Genomic DNA, 21,584 nt, shown 5'->3' on the forward strand with positions numbered 1-21,584 from the left:
ATTTAAGCCAATAAGCAACAAAAATGCGCAGGATATCTTTATATGAAAGATGTTTTTAAAGCGACTAAGTTTGAATGGAATTTTTAAGGGCGTTAAATCATATTTCCATAAAAAGGATTCATGGTGGCAATTCGGTGCTTTATAGCTTTGCAGACTTTTTAAATCTTCAGTTGTAAGGCCATTTAGAAATGCGTTATTTAGCAGGCTGACAGTTAGGACAGAAGACACTGGCTCGTCCGTTGAGCTTAATGTTTTCTAAAAGGGTGTCACAGTGTGGACAAGTCTCTCCTTGTCTGCCATAAACATTTAAGGTTTGTTGAAAGTAGCCTGTCTGGCCGCTGGCAACAGTAAAATCGCGTAAGGTAGAGCCACCTAGCGTGATGGCCTTTTTTAAGATGATTTTGATATGCTCAACCAAGGTGACTATCTGCCCATAGGAGACCTCATTGGCCGGTGTTGCCGGATGAATACCTGATAAATAAAGGCTTTCAGTTGCATAAATATTACCAACGCCGACAACGACTTGCTGCTCCATAATCACTGATTTAATTGCGCGTTTGATAGGCTGCTTACTATTGGTTTTATCAGATATATTGTTATCAGAGGTTTGGTTTGGATTGTCCGAGCGCTGAATTAAATGATATAAATAATCAGCGGTAAAGTCTGCTGATAATGGCTCGAGACCTAGATGGCCTAAAAGCTTATGACCGTAATCTTCAAACCATAACACTGAACCAAATCGCCTTGGATCATAATAATGTAGCTGTGTTTGGCTATTATCAGCGCCGCTAAATGTCACTAATAAATGGTCATGTTTACGCTTATCGGTGCCATAGCTGTGCTGCTGTAAGCTACCCGACATACCAAGGTGAATCAAAAGTTGGCGCGGTGCTAAGCTACCTGCTTGAATAGAGGTATTGTTACTGGCAGAAATGAGCGGTATAAAGTTTAGGATTAAATACTTCGCTCGGCGCTCGACACTGTCCAAAGTGTAATCGACCAATTCACTCAAGTCATCAGGCATCGACCAGCGTAGTTTTGGCTGGAAAACTTTGACATCGACCACTTGTTGACCTAATAACGGTGTCAGGCTGGTTTTGGTTGTTTCTACTTCGGGCAACTCAGGCATAGTATTTCTTATCAGACTCTATTAGGTATAAAGGGCCATTTGAAAGTTTCAAATCTTTGAAACTTTCGAAGCTTTGGTTATCAAACAACAGCGCGGCGAGCATGTAAGATACCATGTTGCTGTTCGAGTTTGGCAAGTAACTTTGACAAATGCGCGAGCCCTGAAACCTCAATATGGAACTTTAAAAAGGCGATATTGTCATCGTTACTGAGCGTCTCAACCTGACGAATATTGACATTTTCTTTATCAATAATTTGGGTCAAATCACGTAGTAATCCGCGCCTGTCATAGGCTTCAATGTGAATGTCTACCGGCTGATAACGACCAGCTTTAACCGTCCAAGCCGCCTCAATTTCACGCTCAGGGTCACGTTCAATTAAGCGCAGGTATTCAGGGCAGCCACGGTTATGCACGCTGACGCCGCGCGATAAGGTAATGTAGCCTGCGATAGGTTCACCGTGAACAGGATGGCAGCAGCCGGCTAGGTTAATCTCGATATTATCCAAACCATCGATACGGATTTTGTAAGCGTCAAGTTTCCCAGCGTTTCTCGTATCAATACTAGGGGTAAAATCTTCTTCAGGTTTTTCAGGCTCTAAATCTAACTGCCGAGAAATATGACTGGTCAACTGATTAAGACTGATATCACCCGTGACCAAACCAACCACGATATCATCGGTATTATTGACATTAAAATGCTGAATATAATCGTTTAAATCGATACTGTTCGGATGTACCGACAAGCGCTCAAGCTCTTTACTGAGCATTTGGCGACCTATCTCGATATTTTTATCGCGGTCTTGCTTATTAAACCATTGACGCAGTTTTGAGCGGGCGCGGTTGGTATGGATATAACCGAGCGAGGCCACCAACCAATCGCGGTTCGGTTCACGCGAGGCTTTGGTGATAATCTCAACTTGTTCGCCCGTTTTTAACTGGTAAGTCAGCGGCACATAGCGCTGATTGACGCGCGCCGCTTGCGCCCGATTACCGACTTGCGTGTGTACATAGTAAGCAAAGTCCAATACCGTTGCGCCTTTTGGCAGCTCGGTAATATCGCCATCGCGACTAAAGATATAAATACGTTCGAGCTCATCAAAATCAACCAACTGCTCTTCGTCGTCAAACTCGATCTCTTCTAACTCTTCACCGGTCAATAGTGCTGAGCGCGGCTGATTGCGCGTTTCATTATTAATCGATAGTAGCTGACGTAATGAGCTGATTCGTTGGTTAAGGTAATTGTCCTTTTTATTTTTCAGGCCTTCTTTGTAATTGACGTGCGCGCACATGCCAAGCTCGGCTTCAAAGTGCATCTCATGGGTACGAATTTGCACTTCAAGCGACTTGTTTTCGGCAATAACGGCGGTATGGAGCGAGCGATAACCGTTGGATTTTGGATTGGTAATATAGTCGTCAAATTGTTCAGGGATATAGCGCCATAAACCATGTACCAAGCCCAAAACGTGATAGCAGTCTGAAGGATTATTGACCAAAACCCGTAACGCACGTATGTCATAAAGCTGATCAAAGGATAAACCTTTAAGCTTCATTTTCCGGTAGATAGAGTAGATGTGCTTGACGCGACCTGAAACTTCGCCTTCGATACCCGCTTCCGCTAATGCCGCATTGAGCTTATCTTGTACGCGCTGAATATAAGACTCACGTTCGCTGCGTTTTTCTGATAACAGTTTGGCAATTTCTTTATAACGCTCGGGCGCTAGATAGCGAAAGGCTAAGTCTTCAAGCTCCCATTTTAATTGGGCAATGCCAAGCCTATGAGCCAGTGGCGCATAAATGGTCATGACCTCACGCGCGACCCGATATTGCCGCTCTTCGCTAGAAAAAGTCAGTTCGCGCATGGCAAAGGTACGCTCAGCCAATTTAATCAGCACCACGCGCACATCGTTGGTCACAGAGATGAGCATGCTATAAATGTTGGAGAGCTGATCGCGCTGATTATTAACAAAATGGTCTTCTAAGCGTTTATTGCTTTCGATGATTTCGGACAGTTTCCCCATCGCCAAGGTATCTTTGACCAAGGTTGAGATATCGGCACCGAATTTTTTTTCAATTTCAGCTAAGCTAATAATCGATTTGCGGGCGCTACGATAAAGCATCGCTGCAACCAGCGCATTTTCATCTTGATACAGGTAGGTTAGGATATCGGTCATAGCAATACCGGTGACATAAGCGCCTGAACGCTCAGATTCACTGGTATTCATATGACTGCGGATAAATTCGCAAGCGCTAGCAAGATTGGGCACAGACTCTTGCCCGATACGCTTGGCAACATTATCCAGCCAAGTAGGGACATCAATATTTATCTGATCTAAATCAATGGCTTCTAGTTCTTGTGCCGAAAGCGCATTGGCATCATCAAGCAATTGATTGTCTAAATATTCATCTTCAAGGTTAGGGTCATGGCTGTGGTAAGCATACTGAGCAGAGCGATCAAAGGTGGTATGCAACTTATGAGTGGACAGTTGATATTTGATGTCGTGTGGAATTTGGGCATAGCTATTGGCAGACTGATGAGAGCGTTGACTCGCAACCAGTTGTGCCGCCAATGTTGCGCTATCGGCTTGCGTGGTTTGTCCATCTACCAGCGGTAGCCCTTCACGAATTTTTACCATAGCCCACTCCTCTTAGCTATTCTAAATTGATTAGAAGCCCATTTACCGAACACACTTTGAGGTTTCCATAGGTAAAGTGTCAGCTATAAATCAATTCAGCCGCTAAAAAATCCATTTTTAGCAGCTATAAAATGACAAACATAAATAATATATAAAGCGCTGAGTAAGGATAAAGGATACTCACGATATCTTGCTGAAGAAAGCCTAAATACATTGGCTGTTATTATCTCATTTCACAATGACAAATCAAGCAAGGCTCTGTAATGATAATGTCGCTTTCGATAACATAACACCTTTTTAGCCCTATCGTTCAGGCCATTTTTGCTTAAATTAATAGGGTAAAAAAGGTCGTCTTTATTTATATCTGTCATACGTTATCTTGGTGTTTTAGAACAGCGTGTATTAAAACCCGCTGCGCTAAAACAAAGTCTTTTGAAACATCTTACTTTAAACATCATTAAAATTGATGCTAAGCGGATACTTTCTCAAAGCGCGCAATAGATTCGACGTGACCCGTATGACAGAACATATCCATCACGCCTGCATGCGTCAAACGATAGCCTTGCTCTAGCAAAGCTTTGGTATCGCGGGCAAGGGTAGCAGGGTTACAAGAGACATAGACAATACGCTCGGCATTGAACTTTGGCAGATACTGCATAATCTCCCACGCGCCCGAACGCGGTGGGTCAATGAGTAACGCATCAAAGCCTTGATTGGCCCAAGGTTTATCCGTGCAATCTTGGGTTAAGTCTTGGCTATAAAACGCCGTATTAGTAATGCCATTGCGGCGTGCATTATTAGCAGCGCGAGCAGTCATGGCTTCACTGCCTTCAACGCCAACCACCGAGCCAGTTTCGCCGACCAAACGCGCAAGCGGTAAGCTAAAGTTACCCAAACCACTGAATAAATCGAGCACACGTTCGCCCGCTTTTAAATCTAGCAAGTCGCAAGCAAGCTTGGTCATTTGACGATTGACCGATAAATTGACCTGAGTGAAGTCCGTTGGAATAAATTCAAAGGTCAAATCATACTCAGGCAGCTGATAATATAAGCGCCCAAACTGCTCACTCATATCGTCATTATCCGTCAAGGCAATACGCTGAATGCTATCGGCGCCTTTTGACTGTAAATACAACTGCCAATTGCGCGCCGCAAAAAACGTTTTTAGCTTCTCGATATCGGCATCTGATAATGGTGCCAAGTTACGCACAATAAGCGCAACCGGCTGATTACCATCAGGCAACTCTGGCAGCGCTTCGCCCATGGCTAATTCAAGCTGAGCAATCTTGTCACGACTCTCAAGTGTGCTGATAAGCGCTTTTAGATTTTCAATCTCAAAACCAATCCGCGGGTCTAAGATATGACACTCATTTAACTCGGCTAAAAAGTTACTTGAACGCTCACGGAAACCCACCAAGGCGGTTTCTTTTTTGGCGACATAACGCACGCCAAGTCGCGCTTTGGTACGGTAACCTAAGCGATCGCCAACCACGGGCGCGAGCCAATGCTCTGGTTCGACATTGGCTTGATGCATAAGCAATTCAGCAAGCACAGATTGCTTAAAGTTGATCTGACCATCGGGCTGCCAATGTTGCAAACTACAGCCGCCACAAACGCCAAAATGCGGGCAGGGCGCTACTGCGCGCTCAGGGTTTGGATTGGCAGTAATGCTCACCGCATCACCTTCTTCAAAACTGCTACGGCTATTGGTGATTTTGACTAAGGCGCTTTCGCCTGGTAATGCAAAGCTGACAAAAATCTTTTTGCCATGTTTGTCTTCGATATGACCATCGGCTTCACCGAAACCGTTGCCATAAATAGCAACGCCGCGACCATCATGTGATAAGCCGTCGATGTTAAACGGTAATGGCTCAGCATCTTTCAAACGGCGGCGTGTTTTCGATGAGGGCTTAGATTTTTTCTTACTTGGCGGCATGGTGATGGTCTGAGCCTCGTTAGGCTGTTGGTTGGTATCTAGGGTAGTAGAGTTCTGTGAATCGGTGGGCTGCATAAACCTGCCTTAATAATAAAGAGTAAGCAATAAAAGATGAATAACTAAAAATAAGAGTGAGACGTTAGCTGTTAAAACGTCATTTCTATGAAAGCGTTTTTATAAAAAAGCTTTTATAAAGAAGTTCTTATAAAGACGCTCGTTAAATAAAAATGTCTGCTATGGCGCAGGCGCGGATGACCAATCGGCAATAAATTCGTGATGGCGTGGACTGCCATCTGCTTGAGTATATTGGGCCAAATAGTCACGGCTTTGCTGCTGCCACGCCTCAAAATCTGGCGAGGACAATTGCCCTGTTAAACGCAGCCAGCGCAGATATATCAGCCAAGTATTCATCACATCAGATTCGCAATATATTGACAGTGTTTGCCAGTCATCATTGCTGACCAGCTCGCCAACCATACTGCCATCGACATTGGTTTTACCGGGCAAGCCATAAAGGCTGGCGACGACATCCATGGCTTCGCGGCGGCTGGCACCGTATTGGCTGAATCTGTCCATCAAATCAAGATGGCGACTGTGGAAACGATTGACGTAGTTATCAAAGCGCATGTTTTTGATACGCTCACCTTCTTCAAATAACCACGGCGCGGATAAGTCATACTGCATGGCGCGATAAATAAGCACTGGAATATCAAAACCCGAGCCGTTCCAACTAATCAGCTGTGGCAGCTTTTCAAGGTCACTAAAGGCGCGAAAAAATTTGCTCAGTATGTCTTTTTCGCTAAACTTATCGGCGGTCAAAGAAAACAGGGAAAATTTGCCGTCTTTAATATAAAGGGCAGAAATACAGACAATGCGCTGCAAGGGCAAACGCATAAAATCGTGACCTGCTTCTTGGAGTCGCAGTGCTGTCAATGCGCTTAAAGCATCGGCATCATTAAGCTCAGCCAACTGCGGATAGATACGGCGGGCAGCATCGGTATCGGCAACCGTCTCAATATCAAAGACCAAGATAGGTTTGGAAGAAAGGGCGTTTGACATAAACAATCCTGCTTGTTTTTAAGCTTACGAAGTGACGTTATCAGTTGCTGTCATTCACATTATATAGGCCCGTCGATAAATAACGATCACCGCGGTCACAAACGATAAAAGCAATCACAGCATCTGGGTTTGCTCTTGCGACTTCGGTTGCGGCCCATGCCGCTGCACCTGATGACACCCCAGCAAAAATGCCTTCAGTTTTCGCCAGTTTACGCATATAAACTTCAGCGACACGCTGATCAACATCCATGATGTCATCAACCAAATCTGCTTCAAAAATACCTGGCATATAAGCGGCAGGCCAGCGGCGAATACCAGCGATAGACGCTTCTTCGTCAGGTTGTAGGCCGATGATTTTGACCTCAGGGTTTTGCTCTTTGAGATATTGCGCGACGCCAGTAATAGTACCTGTGGTGCCCATCGAGCTGATAAAATGAGTGATTTTACCGTCCGTTTGTGCCCAAAGCTCAGGACCGGTGGTCAGATAGTGCGCTTGTTTATTATCGGGGTTGTTAAATTGATCGAGCACAATGCCTTTACCGTCGGTTTGCATTTGCAGCGCCATATCACGCGCGGCTTCTATGCCTTCGTCCACCTCGATAAGCGTGGCGCCATAAGCGGCCATCGCATCTTTACGCTCTTGGGTCGAGTTGGTTGGCATAAATAGAGTAATTGGATAACCACGCATGGCCGCCACCATCGCCAAAGCAATACCAGTATTGCCGCTGGTCGCTTCAATGAGCATATCACCAGGTTTAATATCACCGCGCTGCTCAGCCTGATAAATCATATTAAATGCTGGACGGTCTTTTACCGAACCCGCAGGGTTATTGCCTTCAAGCTTGGCGAGTAATGTCGCGCCATTGGCAATCTGCTCTTGCTCAGGCAGGCGATTTAACTTGACCAAGGGCGTCTTACCCACGCAATCGGCAAGATCAGTGATTTGCGTAATAAAATTGGCGTTTGACTGGGCCGTAGCGGACATAAGGTATCCTTATAATGATTAATTATTAAGTTTTTAATTGGCACTGTTTATGAACTGAACCTATTTATAAATTAAAGCAGTTTAAATACTAGGTATTAATCGCTAGCTACTAAGCGCTTATCAATAATAATTCAGTACTTTATAACTATTAGAGGTTTATTGTGGTGAATAAAAAGTTGCGTCATTATATCATTTTGTTTTCGGCTGCGCTTAATGCATAAATTTTTATTGAGGATAAGCAGTGTACTTATATGCATAAACAAATCGGCATAAACAAAATACTAAAAGCGGACTGCTTACGATAACCTTGAATAATGAAAGTGCATGAGTAAGTGAAGCGAGAAAAGAGTGAAGCGAGAAAAGTTTGCCAAGGAATGGTTAACCGCCCTCGTTAGAATCCTGCTAAGATAATCTTAAGTTATTCTTGATGGCTTACCATTAATGCTTAATAAGTAATCAATATCCAAGCGCGCCGTACAGTGTTTATCAATAATAATATTCACCAGTAATAATATTTAGCGCCAAAATCAGTGGAGAGTAAATCCAGCATGGCTTACAAAAAACGTTTTGATACCAGTAGCGCTTATGGTCAGCTGATTATATTGGTGTTTTTGCCGATTTGTTTATTGGCAGCGGTCGGTGGCATTTTGGTGTTTTATGAAACCATGCGTGCCAGTAATTCAGAGCAAGAAGCGTTAGCAGAGGCGGTACTGATTCGTTATACACCAACAATTGCGGAGCTGGTTCCTGAGTTATTAGAGCAAGAGCAGGCAGAGAATAACGATGATAAAAATAAGGCAGCGGACAACTCGCAAACGGCAATAGCAGCCTTAGCAGGTATTCAAGATAGGCTCGGGCGTATGCAGTCCGAGCAGCATGTCCAGCGTATTGCGATTATCAATCAAAATAATAAAGTGCTGGCAAGCGTGGGCTACGGCACCGAGGAAGCTTGGCCTCAGATAGAATCTTCACAGCGCTTTTTATCGCAACAACCAACGCCCATTGGCACCGCTTACGGTAGTAGCTTGGGAGAGTTTGACGGGCAGCAACTGTGGCTTATTATTGATATGGATAATGAGCCGCTTTATATCGCCCGTTATCGTATCGCCATGGCATTGGCAATTACTGGTTTATTTACGATTTTAATTTTGTTATTGAGCTTAAATATCTATTCAAAACGTTGGATTGCGCCGATTTACGAGCTACGTTTGCAATTACAACGTACCCATGTCGACAATCTTTATCAGCCTATTCCGGTCGAATCAAATGGTGAGCTGAACTTATTGCAGCAAGATTTGGTCAGGACGTTACGTCGTCTCCATGCCAGCTTCCAAGATTTAAAAGATCATGCCGAACAGACCGAAGATGATTTGCGCTTGGCATTTGATGAGATGGAAATGCAAAATATCTCTATCCGTAATGCCCGCGATGCGGCAATCTCAACCAGCCAAGCAAAATCGGCGTTTTTGGCCAATATCAGCCATGAATTGCGTACACCATTAAACAGTATCGATGGTTTTATTAATTTGCTGGCGCGACATGGTGAGCTCAACCCTGAACAAGATTTATATGTGCAAACCATCCGTAAATCATCAGCGCATCTGTTGGCGCTCGTAAATGACGTATTGGATTTCTCTAAGATTGAAGCGGGTAAACTGGTCCTTGATCGTCACGAGTTTGACCTTTATGACACCATCTATGACGTGGTCGATATGCTATCGCCGGTTGCTGCCGAAAAAGGTCTGCGCATGGCGGTGCTGTTTTATAACGACGTGCCGATGCGCATCAACGGCGATGCTTTGCGCCTTAAGCAAGTACTGACCAATATCGTTGGTAATGCCATTAAGTTTACCGATAGTGGCGATGTGGTCGTACGCGTGAGCTTAGACGATCATCGCGACAATTATTTGATGATTAGTGTGCAAGATAGCGGTAAAGGCATTTCATTATCTGACCAAAAAATGCTTTTTCAAAGCTTTAGCCAAGGCGATCCGTCGATTACGCGCCAATATGGTGGTACCGGCTTGGGTCTGGTCATCTCCAAGCAGTTAACGCGGCTGATGGGCGGCGATATTGGTTTTTATGACAATGTGCAAGAAAACATCTCGAACCAAGGGGCAACGTTTTGGTTTCGGATGCCAGCCCATGTCGATGTTTTAGAGGCGGCGACTGGGCAAACGATTGAGTTGCCAGTGCTCGCGCCACTTGCCAGCGATACGGACGAGTTTAATGTGCTGGTTTGGATCAATCATACCGCGTCGATACAGGTGCTCAAAGCCAGCCTGCAACATTTACCGATTACCCTGACCCAAGCAAACTCTTTACCGGGCGTACTTGAGTCGCTCAAAGAGCGCGGTAATTATTGGGATTGGGTCATCGTGGATGACGATACACAAGACGATATGATGGCGCTACTCAAACAAATTCGCCTGCATTATCAAGGAAAGCTTGCGGTATTTGGCTATCAAGTTGCCGCCGATCAAGCGCTGCTCAATCGTTATCATGCCAATATTCTGTATGAGCCTTTAGATAAAAGACAGCTCTATGCCATGCTTGATACGCAAAAGCGCAGCGCTCCGAGTGGCGTTCAAGAGCCGCGCTGGAAAGGCGTGACTGTGCTAGCTGTCGATGACCATTTGCCAAACTTACTGGTGCTTGATGCGCTGCTAAGTGAACTTGGCATCCATGTCATTACCGCCAGCAGCGGTTTTGATGCGATAGAAATCATCAGTAAACAGCAGACCAAACATATTAAGAATGCTAAAACTGACAGCCAAAGTCTGTCGAAAAAAACTCAAATATCTAAAGCCGAAGCGCGTGATGATGCTAGTAAATCGGCGGTTAATCCATTACATCTTGACGATACTACGACAGATGATAAAGGTAGTACGGCGCACAAAAACAGTATCGATTTGATATTTATGGATATTCAAATGCCGCGTATGTCAGGGCATGAAGCAGCGCGGCAAATCCGTAATATCGAAACCTCTGATCATCATATTCCGATTATTGCCTTAACCGCTCATGGCTTAGCCGATGAGCGCGATAAGCTGATTGCGAGCGGCATCAATGATTATGTCGGTAAACCTATTAGCCAGCCGCAGTTATTACAAGTGCTGCAAAAATGGCTTGGTCGTACCGATTCAGTGCCGCCATTAACCACTCTTCATAGCGATAACTTGCACAGCTCTGACTTGCATAGCTCTAACTTGCACAGCTCTGACTTACAAAGTGGGGTGAATCAAAACGCCTTGACCTCTTATGCAGATGTGACAACCCCAACTTATCCTTTGCTCAAAGATAACGAGGATAATCGTATCGCCAATACAAGTTCTGATACTAAAGTGAAGAGTCCGGCAAAAATCACCCGACCTTTATCATTAAAGAAAATTCGCGATGACTATTTGCGTGATAGTCAGCCGCGTGAAGAATATAGACGCGAGACGCCGCGCGAAACCCAACCACGTTACGAGAAGCCACGCTATGAAAAGCCACACTATGAGAATCTGCATTATCAAGGGCAGGGGCAAGCACCATTGGCTTATCCGCCTTATCAGATGTCAGAGCGTGCTAAAGATGAGCAAGCAATAAATAACGCACACGGGGAAAATAATACAGACATGGGCGCAAATATCCTTGATACCTCGGAGATTTTAAATTGGCAAGATGCGTTGACGCGTTCAGCCAATAAACCCGATTTGGCTGCTAAGCTGATTATTATGATGCTCGATACCATCAATGATGAAAAGCAGGCGTTGATGCAGGCGTGGGAGAGCCGTAACCGCAGTGCGCTGGCGCAAATTGCTCATCGTATCTTAGGTGGCAGTCGTTATACTGGCGTGCCGCAGTTACGACAGGCCAGCCAAGACTTAGAAGATAAATGCTTATTGAATATTCAACATACCACGCCGGCTCAGTTTGCGATGCTTGAGCCTTATTATGACGCGTTATTAACGGCGTTAAATAATTTACAAGCACTGGATTTATCGGCGTATCCGCAGCTTAATTATCACCGCCTAAGTGAAAATGATATGACGTGGAAAATGATTTAAAGCGGATAATTATCAAACCGCTGAGGCTAAACGATACCCTAGCAGTCAGTTATTGATAAGGAAGGGTTGCAGTAAGGCTGTTAATATTAATCTGAGTACCAACATTATAGTTGTTTTATTTATTATTAAGGATGATTATGCACGCTATTGCCACTTACCAGTATGAAACATTACAAGTCAGCGCGACCGACAATATAATAACGGTGACCATCAATCGACCGGAAAAAAAGAACGCCATGAGTTTTAAAGTGGTGCAAGAGTTGATTGCGGTCGCAGGGCGCATCAGTAAAGATAAAGCGGTACGCGCGGTGATTCTTAATGGCGCGGAAGGCACGTTTTGTGCTGGTATCGATTTGGGCGATTTAAACCATCCTAAGAATCAAGCGTTTGCGCTATGGGAGCTGGTTAAACCTTGGCAAAGCTTATTTCAACGCGTCTGCTTGGTTTGGCGTGATGTGCCTGTGCCAGTGATTGCGGTTTTAGAAGGTTACTGTATTGGCGCAGGCTTACAGTTGGCGCTGGCCTGCGATGTGCGTATTAGCCATCCTGAGTGTAAATTGTCTATTATGGAAGCCAAGTGGGGACTGGTACCTGACATGGGCTTAACGCAGTCAGGGTTTGGCGTCGTACGCGCTGATGTTTTAAAAGAGCTGGCAATGACCGCGCGTACCGTGAATGCCGAAGAGGGCCAAGCGCTTGGCTTAGTCAGTCATTGTAGTGAGACGCCACTTGAGCAGGCACAAAAGCTTGCCGCCGAGTTTGCTGAGCGTTCACCCGATGCGGTGCTAGCAAGCAAACGCGTTATCAATGCCATGTTTGATCAGCCAGCTACGACGCTATATAAAGAAAAATTTTGGCAGTTAAAAATGATGTTTGGTCGCAACCGTAAACTGGCGCTTAGAAAAGCCAAGCAGGCCAGTATTACTTTTGGCAAACGTCAGTTCCGTTAGAAAATCAGCCATATTTGGCCACTGTATTTGAGTGAGATAGGTTTATTTTATTCACATCAAGCATCTATTGAATTACAAGCAGATAGTGCAATATAGCATTATCTGTTTTTTTATCTGTTTACGTTGCTGTGTTTGCGTGGCTGCTTGTCAGGATGGTTGTTTGTAGATGTTATTTTAAAAGGCTTAATTTAAAATAAAAGCTGAGTAAAGTTACACAACAAACGGCGCATCAATAATAAAATAATTCTCACTCTATCATATGGTCTCATTATGTCTGCTCCAAAGTCCTCCCTGCCTAATAAACCCAATGCTGCTGACCGTGTGCGCTCTGCTGATTTGCCCGTTGCATGGATTATGATGCTTGGGCTTATCGTGGCGGTCGGACCCTTATCAATTGATATGTATCTGCCCGCATTACCGTCGATGGCAGAGGATTTTGGTGTATCGACGGCTTTTATGGCCAACTCTGTGCCAGCCTATTTCTTAGGTTTGGTTTTTGGTCAGCTATTTTATGGTCCCTTTAGTGATCGCGTCGGTCGCGTCAAACCGTTATATATGGGCATGACCTTATATGTGATTGCTTCGATTGTTTGTGCGACGACCGACAACGAATACGTGTTGTTTGTCGGTCGTACCTTTCAGGCGTTGGGCGCGTGCGTTGGTGCGGTTGTGACGCGTGCAGCAATACGTGACCGCCTGACGGCCAAACAAACCGCCAAAGCCTTTTCGATTATGATATTGGTCATGGGTTTAGCGCCGATCTTAGCGCCATCTCTTGGTGCTTTATTTTTAAAGTTCTTTAGTTGGCATTCTATATTTTGGTTTTTGGCGGCCTTTGGGGCGTTAAATTTATTACTGACCAAGTTTTTCTTCTTTGAAACCTTGACTGAAGAAAACCGTAACGTCCGCCCTGCCAAAGAAGTGCTTAGTCAATATTGGGATTTGTTAAAAGACCCGACCTTTAATTATCCCGCGATCGGTGGGGGGTTATTAATGGGCGCGATGTTTGTCTATATTAGCTCAGCTTCTGAATTAATCATGGATACTTATGGCGTATCGGCCACGCATTTTGGTTGGTTATTTGGGATGAATGCGGCAGGGTTTGTAGGTTTGACCCAGCTGAATCAATGGCTGACCAATCGTTTTCGTATCTTAAGTATCCTACGTTTCGGCGCGATGATGCAGGTTATCTCAGCGGCGGCGCTGTTTGTAACCGGTATTATTTTTGGTACGGATGCATGGTTGCCGCTGGTTTTAGCCTGTATTTTCTTTTGTATTGCGGGCTTGGGTCTAACGCAGCCAAACGCCTCGGCGATTGCGCTTGCTTTTCAAAAACGCCGTGCGGGTATGGCCAGTGCTTTGCAAGGCTCGTTGATGTTTTCGGTCGGTATTTTTGGTGGTTTATTATTAAACTTATTCCCTCTCAATCCAGTGTTAAAAATCGGTATTGCACTCTTTGTCCTCATGAGTTTGGGCGCATATTTAATTTGGCAGATAGACCGTAATTTGGATTTGGATACTGCGGAGTGATTAACCGATAAATTTCAAGCAGGTTAGATTTCATAAAAAAGTATTCACGGCGTTGTAAATGCCTGAATACTTTTTTTATGTCTGCTATTTTCTTAAGCTATCCGCGTTTTTTTAATAATTCTTCTTAATTTCGTGTTTATAACAAATATTTGTTGGCATTTTCTAAGCCATAATTTTGCTTGCAACGACCATTTTATATACGTTTGTTGCCATATATAAAAATATGTACGCTAGAGCTAAACAAAATTATTGCAATGCTAGACTTGCTCGATTATTATCCAGCGTAACTTCTTGTAATAGATTGTTGTATAAGTATTACAACGATTTTTAGGAGTATTTTTTTAATTTGTAATACAACGCCGAGGCATAAGGATAGGATATGAAGCAGTTATATCGAGTGTTACCGATTATGTTGAGTGTGGGCTTATTTGGTTGTGGTAACTCTACAACTCAAGAAAGCTCTGATGCCAACGGTGCGACCGATAATAAAGACAACTTCGTCAGTCAGCTACCTGATACAGCGCCAGTGATAAAAGTTGCGACTACAGGCACGATGCCGCCGTTTTCTTTTCAAGATGACTACGGCAATATGCAGGGTATTGATATTGATTCGATTCGTGCTATCGGCGAGGAGCAAGGTTTTAAAGTTGAGTTTTATAAAGAAACTTGGCAAAACATGTTTGATAGCGTGGCATCAGGTGGTCGTGATTTAGCGATATCAGGCATCTCTTATAAAGACGACCGTGCTGAAAAATATGGTTTATCTGATACTTACTTTTTTAATCCATCTTCAATTATGTATTCAAAAAGTAATGTAAAAATTAATGGCATAGAAGACTTACAAGGTATGCATGTCGCTGCTATGGAAGGTTCAAAGCAAGATGACCAGCTCAGAGCAATGGGCAAATATAGTGAAATGACGACTGAAAGCACAGCTTTCTTGCTATTTGAAGATCTTATGCAAGGAAAGGTTGACGTGATTTTGCATGATTTACCTATTTTACAATATACGGCAAAAAATCATCCTGAACACAAGGTGACTATCGTGCCTTATGAAGGTGAAGATAACCCTTCAGCTCAGCAAGTGATATTGATGGCAAAGGGTAATGCCAAACTTATCAAGAGCGTTAACGAGGGTATTGCTAAGCTCAAAGAAAAAGGTAAGTTTAGAGAGATTGAGCAAAAATGGTTGGGCGAGACTGCTCCTGCTACTAATACCAACACTAACAGTCAGCAAACGAACTAAGGGGCTCAAAGAAGATGGCAACCACACATAATATCGAAAATAAGCGCTATCGCAGTCTAATTGTTTCGATTGCACTGTTTTTATCCTTGATTGGCGCATTGCTGGCATTTACTTTTTATACATCAAGCTTACTTGAAAGAAATACCGTTTTAATTGACCAAACCAACCAAGTTGCCAATAGCGCTCAAGCGGTAATTAAAGACTTGTTTGACTTAGATAACAGCTATGGTGAAGATACCAACTCTCCGCATATCCAGCGGGTTTTAGAGCGTTTGAAGCAAGATACTGCGCTCATTACTAGCTCTATTAATGCGATCGAACAAGGTGGCGAAATTACCGATATTGATGGTAAACGCTATAATTTGCCATCAATCAACAGTCAGTCTCAGACTCAAATTACGGCGGCTAATGAACAATGGCAGCTTTTAGAACCCAAAATCCAAGCTTATCTAAAAGACGCTGATAATATCATGGTCGATTCGTCTGATGAATTGACTCAAGCAGTAGAGCAAGCGAAGACCTCAAGTTTGCTTATTAACGATTCGTTAGACCAGCTTACCGATGAAGTGTTTATTAACGCTGAACGCCAAGCAAATACCATTCGTCTGATTCAGATATTGGGTGTTGCGGCCATTTTTGCTTACTTCCTAATTTTCGTATTCTTCTTTGTACGTCGTCTGCGTGATACTGATGCTGAAGCATTGGCGGCTCGTCGCGAAACGCAAGAAATCATGGAAACCGTAAATACGGGCCTATTCTTGTTAGATAAAGATTTGAACATTGGTCAGCAGCATTCACGCGCCCTAAACGGCATTATTGGCGAAGACAGATTGTCAGGTGAAAACTTTGCTGATGTACTACGTGGCCGTATTTCAGACAAGGATTTGAAAACCACGCGTCAGTTTATCGAGCAGTTATATAACCCACGTGTTAAAGAAAAATTGGTTGACTCTCTTAATCCATTGCACAAAGTCATGCTCCACAATACCTCTGGTGAAGAGAGTACCACAAACCGCTACCTTGACTTCAAGTTTTCACGCGTTTATGAGGACAAAGACATTGCGCGCATTTTGGTCAACGTTAACGACGTTTCAGATGCCGTTTATCTAGAGCAGCGCTTAGAAAAAGAACGTTCACAAAACGACATGCAAATTGAGATGTTGACAACCATCTTAAACGTCAATCCAAAAATCATTAATGAATTTATTAATAACACCAAAGTTCATATCGATAAGATGAATAACATTTTGAAAAATCCTGGTAGCTCGCAGTTTGAGTTGGAAGGTAAGCTCAATGCCATTTATCGCGAAATGCACAGCTTAAAAGGTGAAGCATCGGCACTAAAACTGCACAGCTTTACTAAAATTGCCTCGGATGCAGAAGACAAACTTGATGCGCTGCAAAATCAGGGCAAGCTATCAGGTAATAACTTCTTACCGCTGGCTGTCCATTTGGATGACTTACTCAGCCTATCAAACACCATTGAAACATTAGGTGAGCGCATCAACCAAGCCGCGCCAAAGAGTCATGCAAGTGCTCAGCCGATGAAAAAAGCAGCTGTGGCCGCCAGTTCATCAAGTGCCAGCCATGCGTCAGCAGCAAATCAATCCGTTGCCACTGCGTCTTTTGCCGGCGGCAATAACATTGATTTGAGTGACGATGTCGCTGATGAGCAGTTAGCTTACTATCAAGATTTTGCGCAAGATATCGCGGTTAGACAAGCCAAACAAGTACAGCTAAATGATCATAACTTAGCGCACGTTACCATCCCTGAATGTCTGAAAAAACCGGTTCGGGAAATCAGTATTCAGTTGTTACGCAATGCGGTGGTACACGGTATCGAATCTCCTGAAGCGCGTCAGGCTGCTGGAAAGTCTGCCGTCGGTAGTATTGATTTAGAGATGCAGCGTGATGCGCAAAACTTAATCATCGTCTTACAAGATGACGGTCAGGGTATCAATTACGAGGGCATCCGTAATAAATTAATCGCTGATGGGCGTTATAGCAGTGAAGAGGCAAGCACGCTTACGGAAGGTGAGTTGCTTAAAACGTTGTTTACTTCTGGCTTCTCGACCAAAGAGCATGCGGACGAAGATGGTGGACGCGGCGTAGGCTTAGATGTCATCAAAGCTTTAGTAAAAGAGTATGACGGTAAGCTTAATGTAAACAGTGAGCTTGGCAAAATGACCCGTTTTGTCATCACCTTACCGACTGCATAATTAAGGATAAAAAGACATTATGTACAAATTAATGATTGTTGATGATTCAAATATCATTCGAAACCGTATTCAGCGTGCGTATGACTCAGGTAAGTTTATGCTGGTTGCAACGGCGACCAGTGGTGTGCAAGCGATTGAGAAATTTAATATTCATCGTCCAGATGTGATTACCATGGATTTGACCATGCCGCAAATGGATGGGCTTGAATGCATTGCAAAAATCATTGCGATAGACCCAGAAGTACGGATTTTGGTGGTGTCGGCGTTGTCTGATAAATCGACGGGTATTGAAGCTTTGTCACTGGGCGCAAGCGGATTTTTATGTAAGCCTTTTTCAGAAGAAGAGCTGGTAGAGTCTTTGTATGAGCTTGTGCAAGACTAGCCTCTAGGGCGTGTCGGTCACTTAACACATAAACTCAGCTCGCTTTTATGACTGTTTTTAAACGAGTTTTTTTAAATGAAGACAGGCCCTAATCAATTTAGAAAATATATTAATAAAGAACACACATTATGAAAGAGCAAAAGTTACAAATTTTTGTGAGTATCATTACCAATTATTTTAATCAGTTTGGCAATGAAGAGCTGGTCGTTGATACCCCTTATTTGCTAGAAAACCAACAGCCGAAAGTTCATGATTATACGGGCGTTATTGGCATCTCAGGGGTGCAAAAAGGCGTGGTTTATTTTTCTGCCACCAGCGCGTTATTGAACAGTATCCTAGATAGTATGGGCGAAACAGATAAAGGCGAAGACAATTTGGTCGATCTTGCCGGTGAGGTTGCCAATACCATATCGGGTAATGCGCGCAACGAATTTGGCTCAGAGTTTCATATCTCTGTGCCGCTGGTGTTTAAAGGCTCACCGCAAAGCATTATCCTACCTAAAAACGGGCGTTCTTTTATCATTCCAGTCAGTTGGCGCGGTCAAATTGGCGAGATTGTGGTTTGTTTGCAAGACTAAACACAGCCCCTAATAATGATTAATACGGACGACAAACGATTATGGTTAATGTAGATAAGTTAGGCGTCTTTTTAAGCTCAATCAGTGCGTTTTTTGCACAGATTGATGATGAGTCAGTAGTGATTGATACGCCGTATTTGAACAGCAATAAAAATGCCGTGGGTTATGATTATAGCGGCATGATTAAAATCTCCGGACCGCTTGAAGGCTACGTTTACGTCAGCGCGCCAAGCACTCTTTTGCGTGAAGTCATCAAAGTAATGGGCGAGCCTGACTCTTCTATTACGATGATGAAAGACTTGTTGGGTGAGATGGCAAACACCATTTCAGGTAACGCGCGTACTGAGTTTGGTGCTGATTTTATTATTTCACCGCCCAAAATCATTGAAGGCATACCCAGTATTCCTTACTTACCAAAAGACCGTCAAAGCTATATCACGCCTTTTACATGGCGCGGCTACAAGGCAGTCATCGGTATCTCTATTGCTTAGTTTTAAACTGAGCATACAAGGGTAAAAGCAAATAATAAGGTAAAGAAAAACGACGTTTATACGTCGTTTTTTTATGGGCAATAATCCGTTGGAGCGGCATAATAGCGCTAGCAGTCACTTAGACTTATATGGTAAAATACAGCGCAGCTATTTTCATAATTTAGGTTTAGACATTTTGTCTAAATTTAAAGCTTAGCTCAATTTTTAAACCAACCCATCAAACAATGACACACACATCATGGCAAAAAATTGCTGGGTGTTTGGCGACTTGATTAATTTGCGAAAAAGTTAGTGCTGTTTCAATAAACACTAACCGTTAGCAAATGCGTGTCGCTAGATAGGCAGTTTTTGTGATGTGGAGGCATAACCCAACCAATAGGAATTTCACATGGCTTCAAACAATCCAACCAAAATCGAAATGCGCGACTTATTACAAGCTGGCGCTCACTTTGGTCACCAAACACGTTTTTGGAATCCAAAAATGGGTCCATACATCTTTGGCGCCCGTAACAAGATTCACATCATCAACTTAGAGCACACCGTAAAAGCGTTTAACGAAGCATTGACTTACGTAAACGGCCTAGCTGCTAAGAAAAACAAAGTATTATTCGTCGGTACTAAGCGCGCAGCAAGCGGCGTTATCGCTGAGCAAGCACAACGCGCTGGCATGCCATACGTTGACCATCGCTGGTTAGGTGGTATGTTGACTAACTGGAAAACCCTACGCCAGTCAATCAATCGCCTAAAAGAGCTTGAAAAACAATCTGAAGACGGTACTTTTGCTAAGCTGACTAAGCGTGAAGCGTTAGAGCGTACTCGTGATATGGAAAAACTTGAGCGTTCATTGGGCGGTATCAAAGACATGGGCGGTCTACCTGACGCAATCTTCGTTGTAGACGTTGACCATGAAGCAATCGCTATCAAAGAAGCTAAAAATCTAGGTATCCCAGTTATCGGTATCGTTGATACTAACTCAAACCCAGATAACGTTGATTACATCATTCCAGCTAACGATGACGCTATCCGTGCTGTGACTTTGTATGTGACTTCTATTGCTGATGCGATTATCGCTGGTAAAGAGTACGCACAAACTCAAGCAGGCGGTAAAGCTGACCAAGCACAAGACGCTGAGCAAGCTCCTGCAACTGAAGCAGCAGCCGAGGCTAAAACTGAAGAAGCAGCGACTCCAGCGGAGTAATTGCTAAGCGATAAGGTTTAACTTTGTAAGGATGCCTTGATAGTTTATCTATGAGCAGCCATATAAAGTCATTAACAGCCTGAAGTTTATAGCATAAAGTTTATAATAGGCATGATGTAGTTTTACTCGTCATGCCTTATTATTAACGCGCCGAGCATCACTGACTTATTGAACAGAATGTGAGCGTGTTGAGATATCGTGTACTCCCATACATAACAATACTCACCTACATAATAAAAGGTAACTCTTATGTCAGAAGTAAAAATATCTGCCAAAATGGTAAAAGAATTGCGTGACCGTACTGGTCTTGGCATGATGGAATGTAAAAAAGCGTTAGAAGAAGCAAACGGTGATGTCGAAGTTGCTATTGATAACCTGCGTAAATCTGGTCAAGCGAAAGCGGCTAAAAAAGCAGGCAACATCGCAGCTGACGGCGCTATCATCATCGCTCAAGGTGACAATAAAGCATTCTTGTTAGAAGTTAACTGCCAAACTGACTTCGTAGCAAAAGATGAAAGCTTCACAGCATTTGCAGAAAAAGTAGCCAATCTTGCTCTAGAAAATAACGTCACTGACGTTGCTGCTATCTCTGAACTGCCTTATGGCGACGGTCAAACCGTTGAAGAAGCGCGTGTATCTTTGGTACAAAAAATCGGTGAAAACATTCAAATTCGCCGCGTTGAAGTACTAGAAGGCGCAAACATCGCTGCATACCGTCACGGTCTACGTATCGGTGTGGTCGTATCTTATGAAGGCGGCAGCGAAGAAACTGGCAAAAACCTTGCGATGCACATTGCAGCGTTCAACCCAGTTGCAGTAGATGACGAAAACGTAGCGGCTGACGTACTAGCACGTGAAAAAGACATCATCGAAGCCAAAGCGAAAGAATCTGGCAAGCCTGACAACATCGTTGAAAAAATGATCGAAGGCGGTCTGCGCAAATACCTAGACGAAGTAACATTACTACGTCAACCATACGTTATGGACAATGAGAAAAAAGTTGGTGACGTATTAAAAGCGGAAGGCGTAAAAGTACTTGGTTTCAAACGTTTAGAAGTTGGTGAAGGCATCGAGAAGAAGCAAGAAGACTTTGCTGCTGAAGTTGCTGCCACGCAAGCGGCGAACAAGTAAGCTTTAAGTCCTATAGTATATATATCAAAAAGCCCGTTATTCTGAACTGACCCCCTAAACTTGGA

15 protein-coding genes are annotated in these 21,584 nt (G+C 43.6%); 10 read left to right on the forward strand and 5 right to left on the reverse strand.

The window, feature by feature from the left end; genetic code table 11:
* Window positions 1-193: 193 nt before the first annotated feature.
* The 5 genes from mutM to cysM all read right to left on the reverse strand — a co-directional run bounded on the left by mutM (window position 194) and on the right by cysM (window position 7,742).
* On the reverse strand, window positions 194-1,129 hold the full coding sequence (mutM, locus tag B2866_RS03770; protein WP_296190838.1) for a bifunctional DNA-formamidopyrimidine glycosylase/DNA-(apurinic or apyrimidinic site) lyase: 936 nt from the start codon (window positions 1,127-1,129) through the stop codon (window positions 194-196).
* Window positions 1,130-1,209: 80 nt separating this feature from the next.
* Entirely contained in the window at window positions 1,210-3,762 is a 2,553-nt protein-coding gene (locus B2866_RS03775) for a RelA/SpoT family protein (protein ID WP_296190839.1), read from the reverse strand.
* Between the two features lie 469 nt (window positions 3,763-4,231).
* Window positions 4,232-5,773 (reverse strand): 23S rRNA (uracil(1939)-C(5))-methyltransferase RlmD, encoded by a 1,542-nt coding sequence (rlmD, locus tag B2866_RS03780; RefSeq protein ID WP_296190840.1) that lies wholly within the window; start codon window positions 5,771-5,773, stop codon window positions 4,232-4,234.
* A 159-nt stretch (window positions 5,774-5,932) separates the two neighbouring features.
* Entirely contained in the window at window positions 5,933-6,757 is an 825-nt protein-coding gene (locus B2866_RS03785) for a 3'-5' exonuclease (protein WP_296190841.1), read from the reverse strand.
* Between the two features lie 40 nt (window positions 6,758-6,797).
* Window positions 6,798-7,742 (reverse strand): cysteine synthase CysM, encoded by a 945-nt coding sequence (gene cysM / locus B2866_RS03790; RefSeq protein ID WP_296190842.1) that lies wholly within the window; start codon window positions 7,740-7,742, stop codon window positions 6,798-6,800.
* A 548-nt stretch (window positions 7,743-8,290) separates the two neighbouring features.
* Here cysM and B2866_RS03795 point away from each other — a divergent pair.
* From B2866_RS03795 to tsf, 10 genes are all read left to right on the forward strand, one after another.
* Complete coding sequence (locus B2866_RS03795; protein ID WP_296190843.1) at window positions 8,291-11,794, forward strand: ATP-binding protein; 3,504 nt, start codon at window positions 8,291-8,293, stop codon at window positions 11,792-11,794.
* Between the two features lie 137 nt (window positions 11,795-11,931).
* Entirely contained in the window at window positions 11,932-12,744 is an 813-nt protein-coding gene (locus tag B2866_RS03800; RefSeq protein WP_296190845.1) for a crotonase/enoyl-CoA hydratase family protein, read from the forward strand.
* 270 nt (window positions 12,745-13,014) lie between these two features.
* Window positions 13,015-14,274: a multidrug effflux MFS transporter gene (locus tag B2866_RS03805; RefSeq protein ID WP_296190846.1), complete on the forward strand. Its 1,260-nt coding sequence runs from the start codon at window positions 13,015-13,017 to the stop codon at window positions 14,272-14,274.
* 379 nt (window positions 14,275-14,653) lie between these two features.
* Entirely contained in the window at window positions 14,654-15,520 is an 867-nt protein-coding gene (locus B2866_RS03810; RefSeq protein ID WP_296190847.1) for a substrate-binding periplasmic protein, read from the forward strand.
* A 14-nt stretch (window positions 15,521-15,534) separates the two neighbouring features.
* Window positions 15,535-17,739, forward strand: coding sequence for an ATP-binding protein (locus B2866_RS03815; protein ID WP_296190848.1), 2,205 nt, complete (start codon window positions 15,535-15,537; stop codon window positions 17,737-17,739).
* A gap of 19 nt (window positions 17,740-17,758) precedes the next feature.
* Window positions 17,759-18,121 (forward strand): response regulator, encoded by a 363-nt coding sequence (locus B2866_RS03820; RefSeq protein ID WP_201610307.1) that lies wholly within the window; start codon window positions 17,759-17,761, stop codon window positions 18,119-18,121.
* Between the two features lie 128 nt (window positions 18,122-18,249).
* Entirely contained in the window at window positions 18,250-18,699 is a 450-nt protein-coding gene (locus tag B2866_RS03825) for a chemotaxis protein CheX (protein WP_296190851.1), read from the forward strand.
* Between the two features lie 41 nt (window positions 18,700-18,740).
* Complete coding sequence (locus tag B2866_RS03830) at window positions 18,741-19,190, forward strand: chemotaxis protein CheX (RefSeq protein ID WP_296190853.1); 450 nt, start codon at window positions 18,741-18,743, stop codon at window positions 19,188-19,190.
* A 388-nt stretch (window positions 19,191-19,578) separates the two neighbouring features.
* Entirely contained in the window at window positions 19,579-20,388 is an 810-nt protein-coding gene (rpsB, locus tag B2866_RS03835; RefSeq protein WP_296190855.1) for a 30S ribosomal protein S2, read from the forward strand.
* Window positions 20,389-20,637: 249 nt separating this feature from the next.
* Window positions 20,638-21,519 carry a translation elongation factor Ts gene (gene tsf / locus B2866_RS03840; RefSeq protein ID WP_296190858.1) on the forward strand — a complete coding sequence of 294 codons (882 nt, stop codon included), beginning with the start codon at window positions 20,638-20,640 and terminating at the stop codon, window positions 21,517-21,519.
* The last annotated feature ends 65 nt before the right edge of the window (window positions 21,520-21,584 follow it).

Source organism: Psychrobacter sp. UBA3483 (genome assembly GCF_002377905.1).
Lineage (GTDB): Bacteria > Pseudomonadota > Gammaproteobacteria > Pseudomonadales > Moraxellaceae > Psychrobacter.